This is a genomic window from Plantibacter sp. CFBP 8775 (assembly GCF_014839505.1).
GTDB lineage: Bacteria > Actinomycetota > Actinomycetes > Actinomycetales > Microbacteriaceae > Plantibacter > Plantibacter auratus.
Map to the genome: position 1 here is coordinate 1660219 of NZ_JACYNV010000001.1, position 26207 is coordinate 1686425.

21 protein-coding genes and 1 tRNA gene are annotated in these 26207 nt (G+C 69.6%); 16 read left to right on the plus strand and 6 right to left on the minus strand.

The window, feature by feature from the left end:
* Positions 1-107: 107 nt before the first annotated feature.
* Entirely contained in the window at positions 108-983 is an 876-nt protein-coding gene (locus IFR14_RS07885) for a fused MFS/spermidine synthase (RefSeq protein ID WP_191940741.1), read from the minus strand.
* Positions 984-1044: 61 nt separating this feature from the next.
* Between IFR14_RS07885 and IFR14_RS07890 the strand changes: the two genes are divergently transcribed.
* The 4 genes from IFR14_RS07890 to IFR14_RS07905 all read left to right on the plus strand — a co-directional run bounded on the left by IFR14_RS07890 (position 1045) and on the right by IFR14_RS07905 (position 5684).
* Complete coding sequence (locus IFR14_RS07890) at positions 1045-2844, plus strand: ABC-F family ATP-binding cassette domain-containing protein (RefSeq protein WP_079705459.1); 1800 nt, start codon at positions 1045-1047, stop codon at positions 2842-2844.
* Between the two features lie 138 nt (positions 2845-2982).
* Positions 2983-3891, plus strand: a complete 909-nt coding sequence (locus tag IFR14_RS07895; RefSeq protein WP_191940742.1) for a MetQ/NlpA family ABC transporter substrate-binding protein — start codon at positions 2983-2985, stop codon at positions 3889-3891.
* 103 nt (positions 3892-3994) lie between these two features.
* Complete coding sequence (locus IFR14_RS07900) at positions 3995-5023, plus strand: methionine ABC transporter ATP-binding protein (protein WP_159878151.1); 1029 nt, start codon at positions 3995-3997, stop codon at positions 5021-5023.
* A gap of 1 nt (position 5024) precedes the next feature.
* Entirely contained in the window at positions 5025-5684 is a 660-nt protein-coding gene (locus tag IFR14_RS07905; protein ID WP_064296483.1) for a methionine ABC transporter permease, read from the plus strand.
* A gap of 127 nt (positions 5685-5811) precedes the next feature.
* Here IFR14_RS07905 and IFR14_RS07910 read toward each other — a convergent pair whose 3' ends face one another.
* On the minus strand, positions 5812-6306 hold the full coding sequence (locus tag IFR14_RS07910; RefSeq protein ID WP_064296482.1) for a MarR family winged helix-turn-helix transcriptional regulator: 495 nt from the start codon (positions 6304-6306) through the stop codon (positions 5812-5814).
* A 112-nt stretch (positions 6307-6418) separates the two neighbouring features.
* Here IFR14_RS07910 and IFR14_RS07915 point away from each other — a divergent pair.
* The 3 genes from IFR14_RS07915 to IFR14_RS07925 all read left to right on the plus strand — a co-directional run bounded on the left by IFR14_RS07915 (position 6419) and on the right by IFR14_RS07925 (position 9032).
* Positions 6419-6490 (plus strand) — tRNA-Gln (locus IFR14_RS07915).
* Between the two features lie 47 nt (positions 6491-6537).
* Positions 6538-8019, plus strand: a complete 1482-nt coding sequence (gene glmU, locus IFR14_RS07920; protein WP_124768955.1) for a bifunctional UDP-N-acetylglucosamine diphosphorylase/glucosamine-1-phosphate N-acetyltransferase GlmU — start codon at positions 6538-6540, stop codon at positions 8017-8019.
* Positions 8020-8054: 35 nt separating this feature from the next.
* Complete coding sequence (locus IFR14_RS07925; protein ID WP_079705464.1) at positions 8055-9032, plus strand: ribose-phosphate diphosphokinase; 978 nt, start codon at positions 8055-8057, stop codon at positions 9030-9032.
* A gap of 75 nt (positions 9033-9107) precedes the next feature.
* Here IFR14_RS07925 and gndA read toward each other — a convergent pair whose 3' ends face one another.
* Positions 9108-10568, minus strand: coding sequence for an NADP-dependent phosphogluconate dehydrogenase (gene gndA / locus IFR14_RS07930; RefSeq protein WP_079001993.1), 1461 nt, complete (start codon positions 10566-10568; stop codon positions 9108-9110).
* A gap of 266 nt (positions 10569-10834) precedes the next feature.
* Between gndA and IFR14_RS07935 the strand changes: the two genes are divergently transcribed.
* The 3 genes from IFR14_RS07935 to pth all read left to right on the plus strand — a co-directional run bounded on the left by IFR14_RS07935 (position 10835) and on the right by pth (position 12831).
* On the plus strand, positions 10835-11338 hold the full coding sequence (locus IFR14_RS07935) for a gluconokinase (protein WP_342365665.1): 504 nt from the start codon (positions 10835-10837) through the stop codon (positions 11336-11338).
* A gap of 174 nt (positions 11339-11512) precedes the next feature.
* Positions 11513-12121 carry a 50S ribosomal protein L25/general stress protein Ctc gene (locus tag IFR14_RS07940; protein WP_079705465.1) on the plus strand — a complete coding sequence of 203 codons (609 nt, stop codon included), beginning with the start codon at positions 11513-11515 and terminating at the stop codon, positions 12119-12121.
* A 128-nt stretch (positions 12122-12249) separates the two neighbouring features.
* Positions 12250-12831: an aminoacyl-tRNA hydrolase gene (pth, locus tag IFR14_RS07945; RefSeq protein WP_086473844.1), complete on the plus strand. Its 582-nt coding sequence runs from the start codon at positions 12250-12252 to the stop codon at positions 12829-12831.
* A gap of 7 nt (positions 12832-12838) precedes the next feature.
* Here pth and IFR14_RS07950 read toward each other — a convergent pair whose 3' ends face one another.
* The 3 genes from IFR14_RS07950 to folP form a co-directional block, all read right to left on the minus strand.
* On the minus strand, positions 12839-14881 hold the full coding sequence (locus IFR14_RS07950; RefSeq protein WP_191940743.1) for a DUF7933 domain-containing protein: 2043 nt from the start codon (positions 14879-14881) through the stop codon (positions 12839-12841).
* Positions 14882-14993: 112 nt separating this feature from the next.
* Positions 14994-15746, minus strand: coding sequence for a pyrimidine reductase family protein (locus tag IFR14_RS07955; RefSeq protein ID WP_191940744.1), 753 nt, complete (start codon positions 15744-15746; stop codon positions 14994-14996).
* Positions 15747-15768: 22 nt separating this feature from the next.
* Positions 15769-16701, minus strand: a complete 933-nt coding sequence (gene folP / locus IFR14_RS07960; protein WP_137242007.1) for a dihydropteroate synthase — start codon at positions 16699-16701, stop codon at positions 15769-15771.
* 124 nt (positions 16702-16825) lie between these two features.
* On the opposite strand from folP, the gene mfd reads away from it, so the two are divergent.
* The 6 genes from mfd (at position 16826) to IFR14_RS07990 (ending at position 26171) form a co-directional block, all read left to right on the plus strand.
* Complete coding sequence (gene mfd / locus IFR14_RS07965; RefSeq protein WP_191940745.1) at positions 16826-20437, plus strand: transcription-repair coupling factor; 3612 nt, start codon at positions 16826-16828, stop codon at positions 20435-20437.
* 86 nt (positions 20438-20523) lie between these two features.
* Entirely contained in the window at positions 20524-21468 is a 945-nt protein-coding gene (locus IFR14_RS07970; protein ID WP_191940746.1) for an alpha/beta fold hydrolase, read from the plus strand.
* 77 nt (positions 21469-21545) lie between these two features.
* Positions 21546-22997, plus strand: coding sequence for an aldehyde dehydrogenase family protein (locus tag IFR14_RS07975; protein WP_191940747.1), 1452 nt, complete (start codon positions 21546-21548; stop codon positions 22995-22997).
* Entirely contained in the window at positions 22994-23662 is a 669-nt protein-coding gene (locus IFR14_RS07980; RefSeq protein WP_229938703.1) for a MazG family protein, read from the plus strand. Before IFR14_RS07975 ends, IFR14_RS07980 begins: the two co-directional genes overlap by 4 nt.
* A gap of 60 nt (positions 23663-23722) precedes the next feature.
* Positions 23723-25030 carry a histidine--tRNA ligase gene (gene hisS, locus IFR14_RS07985; RefSeq protein WP_191940748.1) on the plus strand — a complete coding sequence of 436 codons (1308 nt, stop codon included), beginning with the start codon at positions 23723-23725 and terminating at the stop codon, positions 25028-25030.
* Between the two features lie 211 nt (positions 25031-25241).
* Positions 25242-26171, plus strand: a complete 930-nt coding sequence (locus IFR14_RS07990) for an endonuclease/exonuclease/phosphatase family protein (RefSeq protein WP_137242003.1) — start codon at positions 25242-25244, stop codon at positions 26169-26171.
* Positions 26172-26207 lie beyond the last annotated feature (36 nt).

Consider the following 26207-nt stretch of genomic DNA (forward strand, 5'->3'; position numbering starts at 1 on the left):
TCCTCCGCGCGACGCCGGAGTCCGGTCGGATCGGTCCATTGCGCTACGCCCACCGTAGCGCAACGGGATGGGTGCGCATAGGGAGGGCCCCGGTGACGGTGTGGTCGTCAGTCCCAGCGGGGGTCGTCGGGGTCGGGGGAGTCCTCGCCGTCGGCATCGGTCATGATCGTCGCCCCGTCGATCCAGTCCGTGAGAGCATCACCGTGAAGCTGCACGGGCGCGGGTGCGCCGAAGAGCTGCGGGTGGGTCACGGCCGCGAGCGGTGCGTCGCTCGCGAAGACGACGACGTTGCCGAGCGGCCCCTCGTCGTCGACCGGATCGAAGTCGAGGACGACGGCGACATGCGCGAACACCGTCCGCAGGGTCGCCGCCTGGCGTCGCGAGTAGTCGAAGGGGCTGCCGTCGAGGAGGTTCACCGCGATCACGCCGTCGGCCGCGGACCGCGCTGCCACTCGGCGGTAGAACTCGAGGCTCGCGACCCGACGGTGTATCACCGCGGCGTCCCAGAGGTCGACGACGGTCACCTTCGCGTCCCGCCACGCCGTGACGTCCGCGTCGGTGGTGGCGGCTTCGTCGATCGGCTCGTCCGCGACGGCCCTGGCGTCGCCGAAGCGGACCTCGACCCGATGGCCGTCCGGGAGCGGGAGCGCGTCCAGCATCCCGGCGTACAGCTCCGGCTCGAACTCGACGACGAGCTGCGGCGATCCCGGACGCGTCGCCTGGACGTAGCGGGGGAGCGTCAACGCTCCGGCTCCGAGGTGGACGACGAAGAGCTCCTCGCCCGCCGGGGCCTCGGCGTCGATCACGCGCGCGATGTGCCGGATGTAGGGGTACTCGAGCAAGCGGGGATCCGCGAGGGAGACCACCGACTGCGGGATGTCGTCGACGCTGAGCTCGTAGCGCAGCGTCCGCTTGTCGAGGAGGGTGATTCGGGCGTCGCGACGGCCGAACGGGAGCCGGCGGGAACGGGAGAACAGAGGCACCCGTGCAGCCTACGGTGCACGGGCGGTGGTCGACGCCCGGGCCCGGTATCGTTGACCGGATATGGCACACCTTCTCGGCGCTGAAGCGCTCCACCTCGAGTACCCGACCAAGGTCGTCTTCGACGGCATCACGATCGGGGTGAACGAGGGCGACCGCATCGGTATCGTCGGCCGCAACGGCGACGGCAAGTCCACGCTCCTCGGCCTCCTCGCCGGCCGCAAGGAGCCCGACTCCGGCCGCGTGACGGTGCGCAACGGCGTCACGGTCGGCGTACTCGACCAGTCTGACACCCTCGACCACGACAAGACCGTCGGCCAGACCATCGTCGGCGGCTTCGACGAGCACGAGTGGGCGGGCGACCCGAAGGTCCGCGACGTCATCTCCGGCCTCGCCTCCGACATCGCCTGGGACGCCCTCGTCGCCGACCTCAGCGGTGGTCAGCGCCGCCGGGTCGCGCTCGCCGCCCTGCTCGTGGGCGACCACGACATCCTCTTCCTCGACGAGCCCACGAACCACCTCGACGTCGAGGGCATCACCTGGCTCGCGCAGCACCTCAACCGCCGCTGGTCGAAGAACTCCGGCGGCCTGCTCGTCGTGACCCACGACCGGTGGTTCCTCGACGCCATCTGCACGGCCACGTGGGAGGTGCACGACCGCATCGTCGAGCCCTTCGAGGGTGGGTACGCGGCGTACGTCCTGCAGCGCGTCGAGCGCGACCGCTCCGCAGCGGTCTCCGAGGCCAAGCGCCAGAACCTCATGAAGAAGGAGCTCGCCTGGCTGCGCCGTGGCGCTCCCGCCCGCACGGCCAAGCCGAAGTTCCGCATCGAGGCCGCCAACGCGCTCATCGCCGACGAGCCGCCCGTGCGCAACACGGTCGAGCTGGCCGGCATGGCGACCGCCCGCCTGGGCAAGGACGTCGTCGACATCCTCGACGTCACCGTGTCCTACGGCGACCGGACGGTCATCAAGGACGTCGAGTGGCGCATCGCCCCGGGTGAGCGCACCGGCATCCTCGGCGTGAACGGCGCCGGCAAGTCCACCCTCCTCGGGCTCGTCACTGGCGAGGTCGAAGCGACCGAGGGGCGCGTCAAGCGCGGCAAGACCGTGCAGGTCGCGACGCTCACGCAGCAGCTCGACGAGCTCGCCGAGTATGAGCAGGACCGCGTGAGCGACGTCATCGGGCGCAAGCGCACGAGCTACGTCGCCGGCGGCAAGGAGATGACCCCGGGGCAGCTCCTCGAGCGCCTCGGCTTCACGAGCGCGCAGCTGTCGACGCCGGTGAAGGACCTCTCGGGTGGCCAGCGCCGCCGCCTGCAGCTCCTGCTCATCCTGCTCGACGAGCCGAACGTCCTCGTGCTCGACGAACCGACCAACGACCTCGACACCGACATGCTCGCCGCCATGGAGGACCTCCTCGACTCGTGGCCGGGCACCCTGCTCGTCGTCTCGCACGACCGGTACTTCCTCGAGCGGGTGACCGACCAGCAGTACGCGATCATGGACGGCCACTTCCGGCACCTGCCCGGCGGTATCGACCAGTACCTGGAGCTCAACGCCGGGACGGCCGGCAGCCGCTCGCAGGAGCACGACCGCCCGACGGCCTCCGGCGGTGGCCCGACCAAGAAGACGCCGAAGCTGAGCGGTGCGGAGCTCCGGAACGCGCAGCAGGAGATCAAGGCGATCGACCGCAAGCTCCACAAGCTCAACGGTCAGATCGAGCAGGCGCACGAGAAGGTCGCGGTCCACGACCAGAACGACTTCGCCGGGATCACCGCGCTCGGCGCGAAGATCCAGGCCATGTACGGCGAGATCGCCGACCTCGAGGTCCGCTGGCTGGAGCTCTCCGAGCTCGTCGAGTAGTCCACTCGCGGCGGCCGGACCACCTCGATCGTCGCTCTGTTCCGAAGTGTTACGCACCGGTTCGTCATCCCTGCTAGGCCGACGTACCGTCGAATCAGCGTCCACCGGCGCGCACCACCCGAAAGAGGAATCACAGCAATGACCTTCTCGAAGAAGATTCTGGCCGGACTGGCCATCATCCCCGCCATCGCGCTCCTCGCCGGATGCGCCGGCGGCTCAGGCTCAGGCGCCGCCGCTGAAGACAAGGGCACCGAGGCGAACCCCGTCAAGATCGGCGTCGTCGGCGCGAGCGACCCCTACTGGGAGACGTACAAGGAGGCCGCCGAGAAGGAGGGCATCTTCGTCGACATCGTCGACTTCGGCGAGTACACGCAGCCGAACCCGGCGCTCACCGAGGGCGAGATCGACCTCAACCAGTTCCAGCACATCGTCTACCTCGCGCAGTACAACGAGGCCTCGGGTGAGGACCTCACGCCGATCGGCTCGACGGCGATCTACCCCCTCGGCCTCTACTCGACCAAGGTCGACAGCGTCAAGGACATCAAGAAGGGCGACACGATCGCCATCCCGAACGACGAGAGCAACCAGGCTCGTGCGCTCCTCGTCCTGCAGTCCGCAGGCCTGCTGGAGCTGAAGGACGGCGGCAACATCTTCTCGACGCCGGACGACATCATCGCCGACAAGTCGAAGGTCACCGTCACCTCGCTCGAGGCATCGCTGACGCCGACCTCGCTGCCTGACGTCACCGGCGCGATCATCAACAACGACTTCATCAACGACTCCGGTCTCAAAGCGTCCGACGCGATCGCCGAGGACGACCCGTCCGACCCGAACGCGCTGCCGTACGTCAACATCTTCGCCGCAAAGGCCGCAGACGCCGACAACGAGACGTACGCGAAGCTCGTGAAGATCTACCAGGACACGAAGTCCGTCGTCGACGGCGTCGTGGAGAACTCCGGCGGTACCGCGGTTCCGCTGAAGACCCCGGTCAAGGACCTCGTCAAGTCGCTCGAGACCGTCCAGAAGGACATCAAGGCCAAGGGCTGATCCAACGTTCAGAGCGTTCCTGTGGGAGGCTGTCATCCGCTCCCACAGGAACGCTTCGTCGTTTCACCGCCTCCTGATCACCCGACACACCGAGGACACCCCCATGCCACTCGTCAGCCTCCGAGACGTCGCGAAGCGGTACCCGTCTCCGCAGAAGGGCGCCGCACCGATCGCCGCGATCGACGGCGTCGACCTCGACATCGAGGCCGGTGACGTCTTCGGGATCATCGGCTACTCGGGAGCCGGCAAGTCGACCCTCGTCCGCCTCATCAACGCGCTCGAGCCCGCGACGTCGGGGAGCATCGTCGTCGACGGTACCGAGGTGACGACGCTCTCGGAGCGCGGTCTCCGCGACCTCCGCCTCGGCATCGGGATGATCTTCCAGCAGTTCAACCTCTTCAACTCCAAGTCGGTGCGGAAGAACATCGCGTACCCGCTCGAGGTCGCCGGGCGCTCCCGGGCCGAGATCCGCACCCGGGTCGACGAGCTGCTGAAGTTCGTCGGGCTGTCCGACAAGGCCGACAACTACCCCGACCAGCTCTCCGGCGGGCAGAAGCAGCGCGTCGGCATCGCTCGCGCGCTCGCGACCTCGCCCCGGATCCTGCTCGCGGACGAGGCGACGAGCGCCCTCGACCCCGAGACCACGCAGGAGGTCCTCGCGCTGCTCAAGCAGGTGAACCGCGACCTCGGCGTCACCATCGTCGTCATCACCCACGAGATGGAGGTGATCCAGTCGCTCGCGACGAAGGTCGCCGTCATGGAGCGCGGCAAGGTCATCGAGCAGGGCGACGTCTTCGAGGTGTTCTCCGACCCGCAGCACGCCGCGTCCAAGCGCTTCGTGTCGACGGTCATCAAGGGCGTCCCGTCACCGGCCGAGCTGGCGGTACTCAAGGAACGACACGTCGGGCGCATCGTCACCCTGTCCTTCCGCGACGGCGACGCCTCGCAGGCGGGCGTCTTCCTCACGCTCGCGCAGGCGGGCGTCGACTTCGAGCTCGTCTACGGCGGGATCAACGACATCCAGGGTCGTGCATTCGGCCACCTGACGCTCGCCCTCCGCGGCGACGACCAGACGATCGACGGAGCGCTGACCGCCATCGGATCCCAGGCCACCGTGACGGAGGTGCGCTGACATGGACGCACTGATCGATCTGCTCCCGAAGCTCGGCGACGCGACCGTCGAGACCCTCTACCTCGTCTCCTTCAGCCTGCTCTTCGGTGGGATCGCCGGACTCGTCGTCGGCACCGGGCTCTACGTGACGCGGCCCGGCAACCTCTACTCGCACCCGGTGCTCTACGGCGTGCTCAACGTGATCGTGAACATCTTCCGGCCGATCCCGTTCATCATCTTCCTCGCGGCCGCCCAGCCGCTCTCACGACTCGTGATCGGCACCGGCATCGGCGCGAACGCGTTCATCTTCATCATCTCCCTGGCGGCGACCTTCGGCATCAGCCGGATCGTCGAGCAGAACCTGCTGACCGTGTCGCCCGGCGTCATCGAGGCCTCGCGTGCCGCGGGTGCGAGCCGGCTCAGGACGTTGCTGAGCATCGTCCTCCCGGAGGCGCTCGGTCCGCTGATCCTCGGCTACACCTTCGTGTTCGTGGTCATCGTCGACATGTCGGCGGTCGCGGGCTTCATCGGTGGCGGTGGGCTCGGTGCCTTCGCGATCCAGTACGGCTTCCGCCAGTTCGAGCCGGTCGTGACGTGGGCCGCGGTGATCATCATCATCCTGCTCGTGCAGCTCATCCAGTTCTTCGGCAACTGGCTGGCCCGGAAGATCCTCCGCCGCTGATCGGTCCCTGAGTCCCCCCCGGGGCCGGTCCCTGAGCCATCCCCACCCGGTCCCTGAGCCACCCCACCCGGTCCCTGAGCTTGTCGAAGGGCGAACTTCGACAGGCTCAGTGACCGGGCGTGTTCCGCTAGTCGAAGTCGAGGCTGAGCTTCCGCAGCAGGACGGTCAGTCGGGCCTGTTCGGTCGAGCTCAGCCCGTCGAGCAGGTCCGCCTCGGCGTCGACGAGGCGCGTGATGGCCGCGTCGACCGTGTTGAGTCCCGCGTTCGTCATCTGCACGAGGATGCCGCGGCCGTCGTTGGGGTCGCCCTGGCGTTCCACGAGTCCGCGCTCGACGAGGCGGTCGATGCGGTTCGTCATTGTGCCGCTCGAGACGAGCGTCTGGAGCAGCAGGGCCTTCGGACTCAGCCGATAGGGGGAGCCGGCGCGACGGAGCGCCGCGAGGACGTCGAACTCCCACGGCTCCAGGTTCGACCGGGTGAAGGCTGCCCGACGCGCACGGTCGAGGTGGCGTGACAGCCGTGCGACACGGGAGAGGATCTGGAGGGGCGAGAAGTCGAGGTCCGGGCGCTCGCGGTTCCAGGCGTCGACGATCCGGTCGACCTCATCGGTGCTAGCTGGCATCCCACCATTATCGAGGCACGCGGGCGTCGGGGCTCGATCGGCCGCCGCGAGCTGATTCCGAGGCGGCACATCCATGGCAGAATTGACCACGCTCCGCCGTCTCGCGGGGTGGTCCGCCATAGTGTAACGGCAGCACGGCAGCCTTTGGAGCTGTTCGGTCCAGGTTCGAATCCTGGTGGCGGAGCGACCGATCACCGACCGGGCGAGTGCCCGGACCGAGGGGGAGCACACGTGACCGACGACCGTCTGGCCATCATCATCCTGGCTGCTGGCCAGGGAACCCGCATGAAGTCGGCGCTGCCGAAACTCCTGCACCCGCTCGGCGGCGTGCCGATCGTCGGCCACGTGCTGGCGACCGCCCGCTCGCTCGACGCCGGGCACGTCATCGCCGTGGTCCGCCACGAGCGCGACCGCCTCGTCGAGGCCATCGAGTCGGAGCTCCCCGGTGCGACCATCGTCGACCAGGACGAGGTGCCCGGCACCGGTCGCGCGGTGGAGCAGGCGCTCCTGGCGCTGCCCGACGACTTCGACGGCGACGTCCTCGTGGTCAACGGCGACGTCCCGTTGCTGAACGCCGCCACGCTCACCACGCTCATCGAACGCCACCGCAACCACGACGTCGCGGCGACGATCCTCTCGGCCATGCCCGACGACGCGACCGGGTACGGACGCATCATCCGCACCGAGGCCGGGGCACTCGACTACATCGTCGAGCAGAAGGACGCGACCGACGCCGAGCGAGCCGTCAACGAGATCAACGCCGGGGTCTACCTCTTCGGCGTGAGCCAGCTCCGCGACGCGCTCGCCGAGGTCACCACCGACAACGCCCAGGGTGAGAAGTACCTCACGGACGTCATCGGCCTCCTGCGGCGCGCGGGCTCCGAGGTATCGGCGCTCCCGGTGAGCGACTCCTGGCTGGTCGAGGGCATCAACGACCGCGCCCAGCTGAGCGCCGCCGCGGCCAAGCTGAACGCCCTCCTCGTGCGCGCCTGGCAGCTCGCCGGCGTGACCGTCCAGGACCCGGCCACAACGTGGATCGACATCAAGGCGCGGCTGCACGCCGACGTCACTCTGCTTCCCGGGACGCAGATCCTCGGCGCGACGGTCGTCGAGTCCGGTGCGACGATCGGTCCGGACACGACGCTCATCGACACCGAGGTCGGCGCTGGTGCGCGCGTCCGCCGCACGGACGCGACGCTGTCGGTCATCGGTGCCGGCGCCGAGGTCGGGCCGTTCGCCTACCTGCGACCCGGCACGGTGCTCGGCGAGCGCGGCAAGATCGGCACCTTCGTGGAGACGAAGAACGCGCAGATCGGTGAGGGCAGCAAGGTCCCGCACCTCAGTTACATCGGCGACACCGAGATCGGCGTCGAGTCGAACGTCGGTGCCGGCACGATCACCTCGAACTACGACGGTGTGCACAAGCACCGCACGACCATCGGATCGCACGTCCGCACCGGCGCGCACAACACGCTCGTCGCCCCGGTCAGCGTCGGCGACGGCGCATACTCCGGTGCCGGCACCGTCATCCGCAAGGACGTCCCGGCAGGGGCGCTCGCGTTGACGGTCGCGCAGCAGCGCAACGTCGAGGGCTGGGTCGAGCAGAAGCGCCCGGGTACGGCGGCTGCGACGGCTGCCGGCGCTGCCTCGGCGGCACCGACCGTGGATGCTGTGTCGGACGACACGGCTGCGGCTGGTAACGTCGACTCGTGAGTGAGGCCGGAGGATTCCGGCAGAAGGCAGGGTCTGTGTCAGGCATCACGGCGGACAACAAGAAGCAGCTGGTTCTCGTCTCCGGACGAGCCCACCCGGAACTCGCCGAGGCGATCGCGGCGGAGCTCGACTCCGAGCTCCTCCCCACCGATGCCAGGACCTTCGCCAACGGCGAGATCTACGCCCGGTACGACGAGAGCATCCGCGGCACCGACGTCTTCGTCATCCAGTCGCACACCGCTCCGATCAACGAGTGGCTCATGGAGCAGCTCATCATGGTCGACGCGGCCAAGCGGGCGAGCGCCAAGCGCATCACCGTGGTCGCCCCGTTCTACCCGTACGCGCGCCAGGACAAGAAGGGTCGCGGCCGCGAACCGATCTCCGCCCGCCTCGTCGCCGACCTCTTCAAGGCCGCCGGTGCCGACCGCATCATGTCGGTCGACCTCCACGCCGCGCAGATCCAGGGCTTCTTCGACGGTCCCGTCGACCACCTCTTCGCGATGCCGGTCCTCCTCGAGCACTTCCGCGCCAAGCTCGACGCGTCGACGCTGACGGTCGTCTCGCCCGACATGGGCCGCGTCCGCGTGGCCGACATCTGGAGCGACAAGCTCGGTGCACCACTCGCCATCATCCACAAGCGCCGCGACCCGCTGGTCCCCAACCAGGTCAGCGTCCACGAGATCGTCGGCCAGGTCGAGGGCCGGGTCTGCCTGCTCGTCGACGACCTGATCGACACCGGACGCACGATCGTCAAGGCGGCCGAGGCGCTCAAGAACGCCGGCGCGATCGGCGTCGTCGTCGCGGCCACCCACGCGGTCTTCTCCGACCCGGCGGTGGAGCTCCTGCAGAGCGACGCCATCGACTCCGTCGTCGTCACCGACACGCTCCCGGTCGACGAGGCCAAGCGCTTCGACAAGCTGACCGTCCTCTCGATCGCGCCGCTCATCGCCCGCGCGATCCACGAGGTCTTCGACGACGGCTCCGTGACGAGCATGTTCGACGGCGCCGCGTAGCCCGTCACCTTCCGCTGGTACGCAGAACGCCCGGTCCGAACTCGGACCGGGCGGTCTGCGTCTGCAGGCCGTGGGTTAGTGGCTCGAGCCCGCCTGCTCGACCTCACTGCGGTCGCCCGACCAGAGGGTGTGGAACGTGCCGTCGAGGTCGACGCGCTTGTAGGTGTGCGCGCCGAAGAAGTCGCGCTGGCCCTGGACGAGCGCTGCGGGCAGACGCTCGGCGCGGAGGCCGTCGTAGTACGACAGCGACGACGAGAACGCCGGCGAGGGGATGCCCGCCTGGGCGGCCGCGACGACCACGCGGCGCCAGCTGTCCTGCGCCTCAGCGACGGCGTCGCTGAAGTAGGGCGCCGTCACGAGGGCGACCAGCTCGGGGTTCTCCTCGTAGGCCTCGGTGATGCGGTTGAGGAACTGCGCACGGATGATGCAGCCGCCGCGCCAGATCTTCGCGATCTCGCCCTTCTTGATGTCCCAGCCGTACTGCTCGGCACCGGCGACGATCTCGTCGAAGCCCTGCGAGTAGGCGATGATCTTCGACGCGTAGAGCGCCTGGCGCACGTCCTCGACGAACTGGTCGGGGTCGGCGACGGTCCACTCCTCGGAGGGACCGGCGAGTTCGCGGGCCGCTGCGCGCTGCGCCGGCTTCGACGACAGCGAACGGGCGAACACGGCCTCTGCGATGCCCGACACCGGGATGCCGAGATCGAGTGCCGTCTGCACGGTCCACGCGCCGGTGCCCTTGGCGCCGGCCTGGTCGAGGATGACGTCGACGAGCGGCTGCCCGGTCTTCGCGTCGACCTGCTTGAGGACCTCGGCGGTGATCTCGATCAGGTAGCTCTCGAGCGTGCCGCGGTTCCACTCGGCGAAGATCTCCGCGATCTCTGCCGGCGACTTGCCGGTGCCGCGACGGATGAGGTCGTAGGCCTCGGCGATGAGCTGCATGTCCGCGTACTCGATGCCGTTGTGGATCATCTTGACGAAGTGGCCGGCGCCGTCGGTGCCGACGTGGGTGACGCAGGGCTCACCCTCTGCGATCGCGGCGATCGACTTGAGGATGGGGCCGAGGGTCTCCCACGCTTCGGCGGAGCCGCCCGGCATGATCGACGGTCCCTTGAGGGCGCCCTCCTCGCCGCCGGAGATACCGGCGCCGACGAAGTTGATGCCGGTCTCGCGGACGGCCTTCTCGCGGCGGATGGTGTCGGTGAAGAGTGCGTTGCCGCCGTCGACGATGATGTCGCCGGGCTCGAAGACCTCGGTGAGCTGCTGGATGACGGCGTCGGTGCCCTTACCCGCCTGCACCATGATGATCGCGGTACGTGGCTTCGAGAGCGACGCGGCGAACTCCTCGATGGTCTTCGACGCGACGAAGCCGGCCTCGGGGTGCTCGCTCACGAGCAGGTCGGTGCGTTCGGGGGAGCGGTTGTACACGGCGACCGTGTTGCCCTCGCGGCTCGCCAGGTTGCGTGCGAGGTTGCTGCCCATGACGGCCAGACCGACGACGCCGATGTTGGCGCGAGCTTCGGCGGTGTTCACCATGTGGTTCTCCTTCAGAGTGGGTGATGCGGGAAGCGTTCCGAGTGCTCAGGAGTCGACGGGGCGGCTGCAGGACAGCGGCGACACCCTCGTCGATCCGGGCACGGCCCGTCCTGCAACCGTAGCAAAGGGAGGTGTCGCTCCACCTCTCAATGACCCCGCGTGCAGGTGAGGTCCGAGCGGACCGTGCGGAGGTGTCCGGTATCGTGCTGTGCGGGTCGGGCGAGCCGGCCGCCCGGCCGTCGGCCGGAGACCACAGGGGGTTCCGTGTGAATGCACCGCTCGTCGTCGTCATGGGCGTGTCCGGGTCCGGGAAGAGCACGACCGGAGTGCTGATCGCCGACCGGCTCGGGGTGCCCTTCGCCGACGCCGACGCCCTGCACCCGCTCGAGAACGTGCGCAAGATGGCCGCCGGAACGCCGCTCGAGGACCCCGACCGCTGGCCCTGGCTGGCCCTCGTCGGCAAAGCGCTCGCCGACGCCTCGGACACCGGGCTCGTGATGGCCTGCTCCGCACTCCGACGGGCCTACCGGGAGGCGATCCTCGCGGAGGCGCCCGGGGTGCGGTTCGTGCTCCTGCACGGCTCGCGCGAGGTGCTCGGTCGCCGGATGGAGGGCAGGAGCGGTCACTTCATGCCGCCGTCGCTCCTCGACTCGCAGTTCGCACTCCTCGAGGACCTGGACGCCGACGAACCGGGCTTCGTGGTGGACGTCGACGCCACCGTCGACGAGATCGTGGACGAGGCGGTCGCGGGCATCATCGCGGTGCGATAGACTCTCCCACTGAACTTCGGCGAGGGAAGCGGCCCGTGGCAGCTTCCGTGATCGACGCGGTGGTCTGGCTTCCGGCTTTTCCTCACGCAGATACGCGTTCGAGTTGACTCATCCATTCCGCCGCGCATCGTCGCGGCACGACCAACCGGGTGCAAGACCCGTGAGGAGAACATCATGTCCGATGACCTGAAGGTCACCGCGGAACTCCGCGAATCGTTCGGCAAGGGCGCAGCCCGCAAGCTCCGTGCCCTCGGCAAGATCCCGGCCGTGCTCTACGGCCACGGCACCGAGCCCGTGCACGTCTCGCTGCCCGGCCACCAGATGCTGCTCATCCTCCGCAAGTCCAACGCGGTGCTCGAGCTCGACATCGCCGGCAAGGGCCAGCTCGCGCTGGTCAAGGACGTCCAGAAGGACCCCGTGCGCCAGATCATCGAGCACCTCGACCTCATCGTGGTCAAGAAGGGCGAGAAGGTCCAGGTCGACATCCCCGTGACCATCGAGGGCGAGTCCGCCGCCGGCACCATCCTCAACCAGGACGCCACCACGGTGAGCCTCGAGGTCGAGGCGACCCACATCCCCGAGCGCGTCACCGTCAGCGTCGAGGGCCTCGAAGAGGGCGCCCAGATCCTGGCCGGCGACCTCGAGCTCCCGAAGGGCGCTTCGCTCATCACCGAGGCCGACGTACTCATCGTGGCGATCACCGTCCCGGCCGCTCCGGCGGACGAGGAGACGGAGGCCGCTGAGGCCGCCGCCGAGGAGACCGCAGCCGAGGCCGCGGAGTAGTCACCACTCCAGCAGACGAACCTGTCGCCCGCCCGCCCCGATAGTCTCGGTGCATGGCAGGCGGCAGGTTCGCTCGGTTTCTGGCCGGTCTCACCGGTCGGGCCGAGGCGTTCGATCAGGAAGGCAGCATGGCTGCAGACACGTGGCTCATCGTCGGGCTCGGGAACCCGGGCGAGCAGTATGCCCGCAACCGGCACAACGTCGGGCAGATGGTCCTCGACGAGCTCGCGAAGCGCATCGGCGGAACCTTCAAGACCCACAAGGGCAACGCGCGCGTGGCCGAGGGGCGGCTCGTGCCGGGCGGCCCGAAGCTCGTCCTCGGCAAGCCCAACAGCTACATGAACCTCTCCGGCGGCCCCACCGCAGCGCTCGCCCAGTTCTTCTCCGTCGACCCCGACCACGTCATCGCCGTCCACGACGAGCTCGACATCCCGTTCGACTCGATCAAGCTCAAGCAGGGCGGCGGGCACGGTGGGCACAACGGCATCCGCGACATCGCCTCAGCGCTGAAGACCCCCGAGTTCCTGCGCGTCCGCGTCGGTATCGGGAGGCCGCCGGGTCGTCAGGACGCCGCCGACTTCGTCCTCAAGGACTTCGCGGGAACCGAGCGGGAGCAGCTTCCCATGCTGGTCTCCGACGCGGCCGATGCGGTCGAGCTCCTCGTGAACGAGGGCCTGTTGGCTGCACAGACCCGGTTCCACGGCGCCTGACGCCCGCTCAGCCGAGCGGTGAGCGGACGCGTCGGGCATGGCGCGCACCGGCGCCGACGAGCACCGCGCCCACCAGGAGCAGTCCGCTGATGAGCAGCGCGATGGAGAGCGGGATCTCGGCTCCCGTCCGGACCAACGGCGCCTGCGGTTCGAGCGGCGCGACCCGCCACACGATGCCGAGCGAGGTGTGGAGCGCCCCTGTCGAGACACGGGGTGCGTCCGGGAGCGGCAGGCGACCGGGGTCGGCCGAGGTCACCGACCCGGTGGCGGCGTGGTCCGATGCGCGCGAGTATCCGGTCAGGACCGCCTCGAACGTGTGGGCGAACGAGCCGACGTCGAGCGCGGTGGGTGTCAGGACGAGCGGCTCGGTGCTGGTGCAGACCGTCGAGGCACCAGGCTCGATGAGCTCGCTGCTGCAGGTGAGGCGGGTGTCCGGCGTCTCCGCGAGGGTGATGTCGCCCAGCGCGTTCTCGCCGGTGTTGGTGACAGTCGCGATGACGCGCAAGCGGTCACCGGGGTCGGTCGTGACGGTCTCGCCCCCGACCGGAACCCACGATCCATCGGCACCCTGGATCTCGAGGCGGACGGTGCCCTCCACGGCCAGCGCGGGGACGAGCACGCGGTAGGTGGTCTCGTCCGTGCTGCTGAGCCCGGAGGCGATCTGTTCCACGCGGACGATGGCCTTGCCGGACTCGACGGTCACGGTGTTCACGCAACTCCAGTGGCCGGACGGGTCCACGGTGGTCTCACACAGGGTCTGGCCCTCGCCGTCGCGCACGGTGATGTCGGCGCCCGGCTCGCCCGTACCGGCAGAGGTCGGTCGCGAGGACTCCACGAGGGTGACGGATGCCGGGCTCTCGATCGCGACCCGGTCGATGGCGGTCAGGGCCGGCTGCGAGCCGAGGTCGAGCCCGCGGACCGCATCACCCGCCACGGCGACGGTCAGTGCGCCGCGAGCGACCGGTGTGGCGTCGACCTCGATCGTGCAGGACTCCTCGCCCGCCGCGAGGTCGCCGGTGAACGCGATGTCGGCCCCGGACGCCGGAGCGGTCACCTCCGCCGAGCAGCTCGCGGTCACTCGCGGATCGGCGGCGACCGCGAGTCCACCGGGCAAGGCCGTCCGCACGGACCAACCGGCCTTCGCGGCGAGTTCCGGGGTGTTGCGCACGACGAAGCGGAGACGGATCGTCTCACCGACGACAGCAGTGTCCTGCGACAGCTCGACATCGAGGGTCGGGGTCACGTCGATGATGCTCAGATCGTCGAAAGCGTGATCGTTCCCGAATCCACCGCCATGCTCGTTGCGCATGACGACACCGATCGCTGCCGCGTCCACCAGCATCGAGGCATCCGCGGTGAAGTGCCCGGCTCGAGCGGAGACGCCGCCGTGGCTGAACGAATCGGCACGGTCATCCGTGCACGGGTCGATCGCCTGCTCGGACACCGGGTGTTCGACGCCGTCGGGGGTCCGCAGCGCGAGCTGCAGCGCGGTCGGGACCGTTGCGAAGCAGTTCAGGGATGCGACGTTCACGGAGGCGGTCAGGAAGCGGCCGGAACCGGTCGCGAGTGGGACCAGTGTGGTCGTCTCCAGTTCGACCCCGCCGTCTGGACCGGTCGTCTGGGTATAGGCCGCAACGGCGGAATTGGTCCCCGGATCGGTGCCGTTGAGGATACCCAGCACCCCGGCGAGGGCTCGGACGTGCGCCAGGGCGCTCGGAACGTCCAGGCAGTCGCCGGGCTCGGCGCCCGTCATGGAGGCGGACAGGATGAAGCCGTTGCATGCCGCTCGGTCCGTCCAGAAGTCGTCGGCGTCGAACCGGAGGTCCGAACGGCCCAGGTAATCGCGGACCGACATGGGCGTGCCGGTGTCGGGTGCGCGTTCGAAGTCCTCGTGGAAGACCTCACCGCGTGGAGTGCCTGCTGCGTCAGTCGGTGGCTCGAAGGCCGTCGCTCCTGCCGGTGCCGGTTGGATCATCGAGAGGGTCCAACCGACCGCCAGGACGAGTGTCGTGGTCAGGATCGGACGGAGTGGGCTGGTCGAAACGCGCATGCAGCATCCCAAGAAATCATCGGATGGGGGAGGCCGCCAGCGTAGCAGTACTGGTCTTCTGGGATATCAGACGATCGAGGGATGGAAGTCCGATGAAATGGGAGCCGACGGCTCAGGCGCGCACGTACCGCGAGATCAGGAGGTCATTCGATCGCAGGAGGTGCTGCAACCGCATCGGTCGCGGAGCCTCGGACGCGGGACCGGCGGAGACCCGGACACTCTCCCCGCCGACGAGCGCCGGACTGATCGTCAGACAGAGTTCGTCGACGGCGTCAGCGGCGATGAACGAGCCGAAGAGTGCCGGACCACCCTCGCACAGGATCTGCCGCAGGCCGCGGTCGGAGAGCGCCTGGACGACACGCGCCGGTTCGACGTGTTCGTCGCCGCACGCCACCACGTCGGCGACCGCCTCGAGTGCCGCGCGCTTCGCGGGGTCGGCGCGGTCGGTCGTCACGACGAGCGGCCGGACCGGTGCCTGGGTGAAGACCTCCGAGCGCAGATCGAGGTCGAGCGAGCCCGACACGATCGCGAACACCGGGTGCAGGGGGAGGTCGTGGTCGTCGCGCCACGCCGCGGCGTCGACATCGAGCCGCATGGCACCGTAGCCCTCGTCGCGCACGGTCCCGGCACCGACGAGCACGACGTCCGCGAGTCGACGCAGGATGTCGAACACGGTCTTGTCGGCCGGGTCGCCGAGCCCGCCGGAGACGCCGTCGACGGTCGCCCCACCGTCCAGGCTCGTCACGAAGTTCACGCGGACGGTCGTGGCGGATCGGTCCTCGACGGTGTACGCCGCCACGAGTTCGTCGACCGACAGCGGTCGGTCCTGCGCGGGGACCAGGCTCGTGATGCTGGGGATGCTCATGCGACTCCTCGAGGGTTCCGGATCAGACGTTGTGGACAGGCGCCACCGGTGCGCGGAAGCCGAGGATCGCCTCGGTCATCCGCACGGCCGCGATCGACTCGGGCACGGCGTGCATCCGCACGATGCGGGCGCCGAGGAGGATGCACGCCGCAGCGGACACCAGTGACCCCTCGAGACGTTCCGACTTCGGGCGGTCGAGGGACTCGCCGATGAAGTCCTTGTTGGAGACCGCGGCGAGCGTCGGCAGCCCGAGCGCGGCGATCTCGTCGAACCGTCGGGTGAGTTCGAGCGTCTGCACGGTGTTCTTGTTGAGGTCGTGCCCGGGGTCCACGATGAGCCGTGACTCGGGGACGCCGTGCGAGAGCGCGAGGTCGACGCGGGCCGCCAGGAAGGCGGCGACCTCACCGGCGACGTCGTCGTAATGGGGGCGGGGATGCGGCTGCCTCGGTCTGGCCAGACTGTGCGTGATGACGAGGGTGGCCTCGCTCGCGGCGACGACGTCCGCGAGCGCCGGGTCGTGGATCCCCGTCGTGTCGTTGATGACGGAGGCGCCCGCCGCGATGCAGGCCGCCGCCACCTCGGGGCGGAAGGTGTCGACGGAGATGACGACGTCGCTCCGTGCGGCGAGCGCCTCCACGACGGGGAGCACGCGGTCGATCTCCTCGGCGGTGGGGATCTCCGGCCCGGGGGCGAACTTGGCTCCGCCGATGTCGACCCAGTCGGCGCCCTGTTCTGCGGCGGTCACGGCGGCGTCGACGGCTCGGTCCAGTGAGAACGTCGCGCCCTGGTCGAAGAAGGAGTCCGGGGTGCGGTTGATGATCGCCATGACCGCGACCTGCTTCGAGAAGTCGAACGTCCGCGCTCCGATCCGGCGGATCGGTTGGCGGATCGGGGGGAGCGGGAAGCCGCCGGTCCGTTCGGGGTGTCGGTCTGACCGGGGCTCCGTGCTCGTCATGGGTCAATCATGACGCGTCCGGCCCGCGAGGATGCCGCGTGACGCGTCGTCCGCAGCCGATTGACAGCGGTGGCCAGTGGGCGATGGGGTCATGGGTGTCGGTGGCTCGGCGTAGGCTGTCCCGGTGACGCTTCAGGGTTTGACTCACGCGCTTCGGCGCGCCGCAACGATCGACGATGCCCTCGCGTACGCGGGCAAGAGCGCGGACTTCTCCGTGATCGACGGGCTGCGTGCACCGCTCCTCGCGGCGCTCATGGACGAGCGTGGTCGGCAGGGTGCCGCCCAGGCGGCCCTCGTCGTCACCGCGACCGGCCGCGACTCCGAGCGGCTCCGCTCCGCGCTCAGCGACCTCATGCCCGAGGCCGAGATCGTCGAGTTCCCGGCCTGGGAGACCCTGCCACACGAGCGCCTCAGCCCGAGCGCCGAGATCGTCGGCCGACGCCTGGAGGCGCTGCGGCGGCTCGGCGCGTGGACGGGGGAGCGGCCGTTCCTCCTCGTCGCGTCGGTGCGCGCCGCGCTGCAGCCCGTGGCCGACAACCTCACCGAGACCGCTCCGATCGAACTCGTCCAGGGCGGTCGCGGACACGACCTCGCCGCGATCGCGCTGCGACTCGTCGAACTCGCGTACACCCGGGTCGACATGGTGTCGCGGCGTGGTGAGTTCGCGTTGCGCGGTGGCATCCTCGACGTCTTCCCGCCGGTCGCCGACCACCCGTACCGGGTCGAGTTCTTCGGCGACGAGGTCGACGGCATCCGGGCGTTCTCGGTCGCCGACCAGCGTTCGCTGCCCGAGCCGGTCGACGCGATCCGCCTGCCGCCGTCCCGTGAGCTGCTCCTCAGCCCGGCCGTCCGGCAGCGCGCCGCGGAGATGCAGCACGAGTTCCCGAGCCTCACCGGGATCCTCGAGAAGATCGCGGAGGGCATCGCGGTGGAGGGCATGGAGTCGCTCTCCCCGGCCCTCGTCGACCGCCTCGTCCCGATCACCCATTACCTGCCGGATGGAGCGGCCGTCGCCGTCGTCTCGCCGGAGCGCGTCGTCACGAGGTCGATCAGCCTCGCCGAGACGAACCGCGAGTTCCTCGCCGCCGCATGGAGCGCCGCGACCGTCGGTGCGAACGCGCCGATCGACCTCGCCTCCGGCGACTTCATCTCGCTGGGCGCCCTGAAGGAGTCCGTCACCTTCAGCGCTCCTGGCCAGCCGGCGCCCGACCACCCGTGGTGGACGTTCAGCGGCTTCCGCGCCGGCCCCGACGTCGAGACGCTCCCGGAGCACCTCGAACTCGACGAGCTCCTCACCGTCACGGTCGACGGCGAGACCGTGCCGAGCTTCCACGGCAACGTCGAGGGCGCCATCGAACACGTCGCCGACCGCATCCGCGAGGGGTGGACGGTCATCGTCGCCGCCCGCGGGGTCGGTCTCGTCGAGCGCGCGGCGGACGTCCTCGCCGAGCACGAGATCGCGGCCCGCATGGTCGACGAGCTGCCGGCCGACCCGGAGCCCGGGGTCGCCTACCTGCTGCAGGCCGACGTCGAGGGCGGCTTCGAGCTGGAGACGTCGAAGCTCATGCTGCTCGGCGAGACCGAGTTCTACGGACGCACCGCCGGGTACGACTCGCGCCTGGTCAAGAAGCTCGCCACCCGACGCAAGAACGTCGTCGATCCGATGCAGCTCCGGTCCGGCGACTTCGTCGTGCACCAGACCCACGGCATCGGCAAGTTCGTCGAGATGACCCAGCGCGAGGTCTCGAGCGGTGGACGCAACCCGGTGAAGAGCACCCGCGAGTACCTCGTGCTCGAGTACGCACCCTCCAAGCGCGGCTACCCGGGCGACAAGCTGCTCGTCCCCACGGACCAGCTCGACCTCCTCACCCGCTACGTGGGCGGCGAGGCTCCGCAGCTCAGCAAGATGGGCGGCAGCGACTGGTCGCAGGCGAAGAGCAAGGCGCGCAAGGCCGTCCGCGACATCGCCGTCGAGCTGGTCAAGCTCTACTCGGCGCGCATGGCGTCGAAGGGGCACGCCTTCGGCCCCGACACCCCGTGGCAGCGCGAGCTCGAGGAGGCGTTCCCGTTCGCGGAGACCCCCGACCAGCTGCAGACCATCGACGAGGTCAAGGCCGACATGGAGCGCGAGATCCCGATGGACCGCCTCCTCTCCGGCGACGTGGGGTTCGGGAAGACCGAGGTCGCCGTCCGTGCCGCGTTCAAAGCCGTCCAAGACGGCAAGCAGGTCGCGATGCTCGTGCCGACCACCTTGCTCGTCAAGCAGCACTTCGAGACCTTCCAGGAGCGGTTCGCCGGGTTCCCCGTGCACCTGCGGCCGCTCAGCCGGTTCCAGTCCGACAAGGAGGCGCGGGAGGCGCTCGCCGGACTCGCCGACGGCACGGTCGACGTCATCATCGGGACGCACCGTCTGCTGACCGACAAGGTGCACTTCAAGGACCTCGGCCTCGTCATCATCGATGAGGAGCAGCGGTTCGGTGTCGAGCACAAGGACGCCCTCAAGAAGCTGAAGACGAACGTCGACATCCTGGCGATGAGCGCGACCCCGATCCCGCGCACGCTCGAGATGGCGGTCACCGGCATCCGGGAGATGTCCACCCTCGCGACACCACCGGAGGACCGCCACCCGATCCTGTCCTTCGTCGGTCCGTACAACGGCAAGCAGGTCGGTGCGGCGATCCGGCGCGAGCTCCTGCGCGAGGGCCAGATCTTCTTCGTGCACAACCGGGTCTCGTCCATCAGCCGCGTCGCGGCGGACCTCGCGGAGCTCGTCCCCGAGGCGCGCATCGCCATCGCCCACGGGCAGCTCGGCGAGGCCGCGCTCGAACAGGTCGTGGTCGACTTCTGGGAGCGCCGTTTCGACGTCCTCGTCTGCACGACGATCATCGAGACCGGCCTCGACATCTCGAACGCGAACACGATCATCATCGACCGCGCCGACAAGTACGGCCTGAGCCAGCTGCACCAGCTGCGGGGTCGCGTCGGCCGCGGTCGCGAGCGCGCCTACGCGTACTTCCTGTACGACGAGCACAAGCCGCTCTCCGAGACCGCCCACGACCGGCTCTCGACCATCGCGGCGAACAACGAGCTCGGCAGCGGCATGCAGGTCGCCCTGAAGGACCTCGAGATCCGCGGCGCGGGCAACATGCTCGGCGGCGAGCAGGCCGGCCACATCGCGGGCGTCGGCTTCGACCTCTATCTCCGCATGATCGGCGAGGCCGTGTCCACCTTCCGTGGCGACGTCGCCGAAGGGCAGACCGAGCTCCGGCTCGAACTGCCCGTCGACGCACACATCCCCGAGGAGTACGTCGACAGCGAGCGGCTGCGGCTGGAGGCCTACCAGAAGCTGTCGGCCGCGTCCGGACCTGCGGCCAAGGACGGCCAGATCGACCTCGTGATCGACGAACTCGCCGACCGATACGGCGAGCCGCCGGCGCAGGTGAGTACGCTCATCGCCGTGTCGCGGCTCCGTCAGCGTGCGCAGCGCTCGGGACTCAGCGACCTCATCGCCGTCGGACCGAACCTGCGGGTCACGCCCGCCGACCTCCCCGACTCCATCCAGACGCGGCTGCGACGCATGTATCCCGGCGCGAAGTACCTGGCCCAGACGAATACCGTCATCGTGCCGTTGCCGCGCGTCGGCGACGAACCGCTGGCCGACACCGACCTCATCGCCTGGGTGCAGCAGTTCCTGAACGCGATCTACCCGCTGCCGGAGGGCTCGACGTCGTCCTAGCGGGCAGCCGCAGATGGGCCCGCGGGACGACAGCGTCGGTACCCGCGGCCGATCCGACGGTCGTCGTCCATCCCTAGCGTGGAGGGATGAAGAAGTTCCTCCGCATCGTCCTCACCGGGATCGCAGCGCTCGTCGCGCTCGTGCTCGCCGGGCTCCTCACGACCACCATCGTCAACACCGCCGCATCGGCCTCTGAGGCCACGCGCATCGAGGAGTACGGGCAGCGGGTCGAGGTCGACGGCAAACGCATGAACGTGTCGATCACGGGGGAGGGTGATCAGACGATCGTCCTCCTGCCCGGCTTCGGCACCGGTTCGCCCGTGCTCGACTTCTCGCCGCTCGTCGGGGAGCTCTCGTCGTCGTACCGGGTGGTCGTGGTCGAGCCCTTCGGATACGGGCTGAGCGACCAGACCGACGTGCCGCGAACGACCGAGAACATCGTCTCCGAGATCCACGAGGCGGTCGCCGGGCTCGGCATCGACCGGTACGTGTTGATGGGGCACTCCATCGCGGGAATCTATGCGCTGGACTACGTCGAGCGGTTCCGCGGCGAGGTGACGGCGTTCGTCGGCATCGACAGCAGCGTGCCCGATCAGCCGGGCATGGACGCCGCGCTGCCGGTCGACGCCCTGCGTGCGGCGAAGGCACTCGGCATCACCCGGGTCGTCACGGCGCTGTCGGGCGACCCGTACCCGGATCCGCCGTACGACCAGCACACGCGTGAGCAGCTCGGGATGATCTCGCTGCGCAACACCTCGAGTGCGACGTCCTCGGACGAGATGTCGCGCATCGCGGCGAACTTCCGAGCGGCGAAGGGGAAGACCTTCCCGGCAGACCTCCCGGTGCTGCTCTTCGCCCAGCGGGACAACCCGACGGTGGAGGGGTGGCTGCCGCTCCATGAGGAGCAGGCTGCGAGCGTCGACCGAGGAGAGGTCGTGCCGCTCGACGCCGACCACTACCTGCACCACACGAAGTCCCGCGAGATCGCGGCGGACGTCGACCGCTTCCTCGCGGCTCCGGGCATCGGGTAGCCGGTCGCTGGGCCAGGCCGTCGGTCTGCGGACGGACGTATGCTGGTGCCCACGATCCCGTCGAGTCGGAGGAACCCATGGCGACCAGCATCCGGACGAAGCAGGAGCCGAAGGTGGTCGTGGCCGACGCCGTGGCCCGGCTCCGACAGACCTTCGACCGCGGCACCACGAAGCCCGTCGCCTGGCGGCTCCGCCAGCTCCGTGCGCTGAAGCAACTGCTCCTCGAACGGGGCGGCGAGCTCGAGCGGGCGCTGGCGACCGACCTGGGCAAGAGCGGTACCGAGGCGCAGATCACCGAGATCGGCCTCCTCGTCGGCGAGATCGATCACACGCTGAAGCACCTGAAGCGCTGGGTGCGGCCCCGACGCGTCGCGGTGCCACTCACCCTCGCTCCGGCGTCCGCTTCGGTCGTGGCGGAACCGGTCGGCGTCGTCCTCGTCATCGGCCCGTGGAACTATCCGGTCCAGCTCTGCATCGGTCCCGTCATCGGGGCGCTCGCCGCGGGTGACGCCGTCCTGCTGAAGCCGAGCGAGCTCGCCCCCGCCACGAGCGCCGCACTCGCGCGCCTCCTCCCGGAGTACCTCGACGACCGTGCCGTCGCGGTGGTCGAGGGCGATGCGGAGGTCGCCACCGCCCTCCTCGCCGAGCGGTTCGACCACATCTTCTACACGGGTGGATCCGCCGTGGGCAAGGTCGTCGCCCGGGCCGCGGCGGAACATCTGACCCCGATCACCCTGGAACTCGGCGGGAAGTCGCCGGTGTACGTCGACGACACCGTTGACCTCGCGGACGCGGCCCGCCGGATCGTCTGGGGCAAGCTCATGAACGCCGGCCAGACCTGTGTCGCCCCCGACTACCTGCTCGCGACGCGCTCGGTCGCCGATCGGCTCGTCCCGTACCTGCGCGACGCGATCGCGGCGCTCTACGGCCCTAACCCCGCCGACAGTGCCGACTACGGCCGCATCATCTCCGACAAGCACTTCGCCCGGGTCAGCGGTCTGCTCGACGGTCTCGAACCGGCCCTGGGCGGAGGGGCCGACGCCTCGGAGCGGTACATCGCCCCGACGGTCGTGAACGGCGTCGACGCTTCGGCGTCGATCATGCAGGAGGAGATCTTCGGTCCGATCCTGCCGATCCTCCACGTGTCCGGCCTCGAACAGGCCATCGCGCACATCCGGGCGGGGGAGAAGCCGCTCGCGCTCTACGTCTTCAGCGACGACCGCGCGACGCGGAAGCGGTTCACGCGCGACACCTCCTCGGGCGCGTTGGCGTTCGGCGTGCCGGCCGCGCACCTCCTCGTGCCGGGTCTGCCGTTCGGCGGTGTCGGGGCCAGCGGAATGGGCGCGTATCACGGTCGCCATTCCTTCGACACGTTCAGTCACGCGAAGGCGGTGTTCTCCAAGCCGCTGTCCCCGGACACGCTGTCGCTCGTCTACCCGCCGTTCACCGAAGCGCGCGACCGGATCGCGCGACTGATCTCGAAGACCGGCAGCACCGACGACCGCCGCCCGTGGGGAGCCCGTCGGTGAGCAGCGAGCCCGTCGGCGACACCTCCGCTGAGCGCCTCGTCGACGCCATGCGGCAGATCCGCGACCGTTGCGTCTGGACGCAGGGCATCGACCACGAGATGCTCGTGCCGTACCTCATCGAGGAGAGCTACGAGCTCGTCGAAGCGGTCGAGGCCGGGACGCGCGACGAACTCGTCGAGGAACTCGGCGACGTGCTGTGGCAGGTCGTCTTCCATGCGGAGATCGCGTCCCGTGACGCCGATGCGCCGTTCGACTTCGACGACGTCGCCGAGGCCGTCACCCGCAAGATGGTCCACCGTCACCCACACGTGTTCGGCGACGAAGCAGCGCCGACCCCGGAGGACGTGGTGCGCGTCTGGAACGCTGCGAAGGCCGAGGAGAAGGCGAAGCGCAGCAGCGCGCTCGAGGGGATCCCGCAGGGGATGCCGTCGCTCGCCCTCGCCGACAAGGTGCTGGGCAGGGCCGTGCCGCTCGGGGTGGGCCCGACGGTCGACGCTGATGTCGTGGACGACGAGGACGCCCTGGGGGAGCAGCTCCTCGCCGTGGTCGCTGCAGCACGGGCGAACGGGCTCGACGCGGAACGGGCGCTCCGGGGTGCCGTCCGTCGGTTGAGCGTGCGAGTGCAGGACGCCGAGCGTCCGGTGGCGTCTCCGACCGACGGCTGAGCGAGGGGTCGCCGGGCGCCTGCTCACGGTGCCGGTTCCCCGCCATGCCAGAATTGAGGCATGGCAGCTCCAGTGAACCCGCCGCGCGGCATGCGCGATTTCCTCCCCGCCGACAAGGCCCGTCGGGAGCACGCGCTGGGCACCATCCGTCGGGTCTTCACCGCGCACGGTTTCGACGAGATCGAGACGCCGGTGGTCGAGGAGTACGACCGGCTGCACTCCGGGCTCGGCGGCGACAACGAGAAGATGGCGTTCAACATCCTCCGGCGCAAGCTCACCCCGGAGGCCATCGTGGCCGCGGCGGACAACCAGACCGAACTCACCGACCTCGGCCTGCGCTTCGACCTCACCGTGCCGCTCGCCCGGTTCTACGCGTCGCACCGGGCTGAGCTCCCGCCGGTGTTCCGTTCGATCCAGATCGCTCCGGTCTGGCGCGGCGAACGTCCGCAGCAGGGCCGGTACCGCCAGTTCGTGCAGTGCGACATCGACATCATCGGAGAGTCGTCGAACCTCGCCGAGACCGAGCTCATCATCGCGACCCTCGCGGCCCTCGCCGAGCTCGGCATCACCGGCTGCAGCGTGCGGATCAACGACCGCCGACTCCTCATCGGCATGCTCGAGTCGCTGGGCTTCCCTGCCGACGAGCACGCGCAGGTGCTCATCACGATCGACAAGCTCGACAAGATCGGTCAGCAGGGCGTGGTCGCCGAACTGCGCGACCGTGGCGTCGACGCCACCGCCGTCGACGCGCTCGAGGCCTTCTTCTCCCGTCCACAGACGATGGAGTTCAACACCTTCGGCGAGCGGGCGATCCGCAAGGCGCTGCCGCTCGGTGCCGACGACGCCGTCGTCGCGGAGCTCGACGCACTCGGGAAGGCCGTCGCCGCGGCCACGTCCCTCCAGGGTCAGCCGGCCGACCCCTTCGCGAACCCGCTCGTGTTCGATCCCTTCCTGGTGCGGGGCATGGGGTACTACACGGGCGCCATCTTCGAGATCGCGCACCCCGACCTCGGGTACTCGCTCGGCGGCGGCGGTCGCTACGACGGCATGATCGGGCGTTTCCTCGGCCAGGACGTGCCGGCGGTCGGGTTCTCGATCGGCTTCGAGCGCATCGTCGACCTCATCGAGCTCCCCGCGGGCGCGGCCGCGGATGCCGTCGTGCTCGTGCACGACCGCGACGTGCCTCCCGTGACGCTCGTGGCGTTGAAGGCCAAGCTCGTCGCCCAGGGGCGTCGGGTGCGCCTCGAAGCCCGCGTGAAGAACCTCAAGGCCCTCCTCGACCGCGTGTCGGCAGCCGGCTTCGGAGCCTTCGCGTTCGTCTCGGCCGACTCGACCCTCGAGTCGCTCGAGTTCAAAGCGCTCGACTGACGATTCCCGCACCCGCTTCGCGCTCCTCGGCGCGCTTCCGAGCCGCTGCCCAGCTCGTCGGTGCAGGATGGAGCATTCGGCCGGATCGCCTCCCTCGATCGATCCGTCCGCTCTGCCCCCGATCGAAGAACTGGTTCCCCCGATGAGCGTCATGGCCCCTGCAGCGCGCCCTCGGCGCGCGCCGGAGTCGACCGGTCCCACGCGCCGCCGGGTGAGCCTCGTACGGCGCCGGGCGACCACGCTCGCGCTGGCCGTCGGTGTCCCGCTCGCCCTGCTGACGGCCGCCCACGCCCTCGTCCCCGACATCCTCGGCCTCGGACTCGTCTGGGACAACGCCCTGCCGTGGACATGGGTCGTGCTGCCGGTGCTCTTCCTCGTCCTCCTCGTCGCCCGCACGCCGGGTGCCGTCATCGGTCTCCTCGCGCCGACGCTCGTCTGGGCCTTCCTGTTCGGCCCCGGCGTCGTCCCCATGGGTGACGCACGTTCGGCGGTCCCGGCCGAGGCCTCCCTCACGGTCGCCAGCCAGAACCTCGGGCCGGAGGGCGATCCCGCGGTCATCGCGGCCTCCCTCCAGGCCAGTGGGGCGGATCTCATCGCGCTCCAGGAGATCGAGGACCACGACCGCGAACCGCTCGCCGCGACGCTCGACGAGCAGTACCCGTACTCCGTGCTCACGGGGACGGTGGGTCTCTGGAGCCGCTATCCGATCGCCGACTCGGTCGGGCTGAAGCTCGGCCTCGACTGGTACCGGGCGATCAACGCCGTCGTCGACACCCCGTCCGGAGCCGTGAGCGTCTACGTGATCCACGCCGACTCCGCGCGTCCGGGTGCGCACGCCGAACGGGACGTGATGCTCGCGGAGTTGGCCGACACCGTCGCGGCGAACACCCGCGATCGGATCGTCGTCATGGGCGACTTCAACGCCTCCGCCTCCGACCGGGCGCTCGCCGCACTCCAGAGCGAGGTGTCGGAGCCCAATCAGAGTGAGGGCGGCTTCGGACTCACCTGGCCGGCCGGGACACCGCTCATGCGACTCGACCACGTCTTCGTCCGCGGCATGACCGCGACCCACAACGCCGTCGGCGACGCCGAGGGCAGCGACCACCACGGCATCGTGTCGAGCTTCCGGCTCGACCGCTGACCGCGCGCCTCGGGCGACGATCCGCGGCTCTGCGCC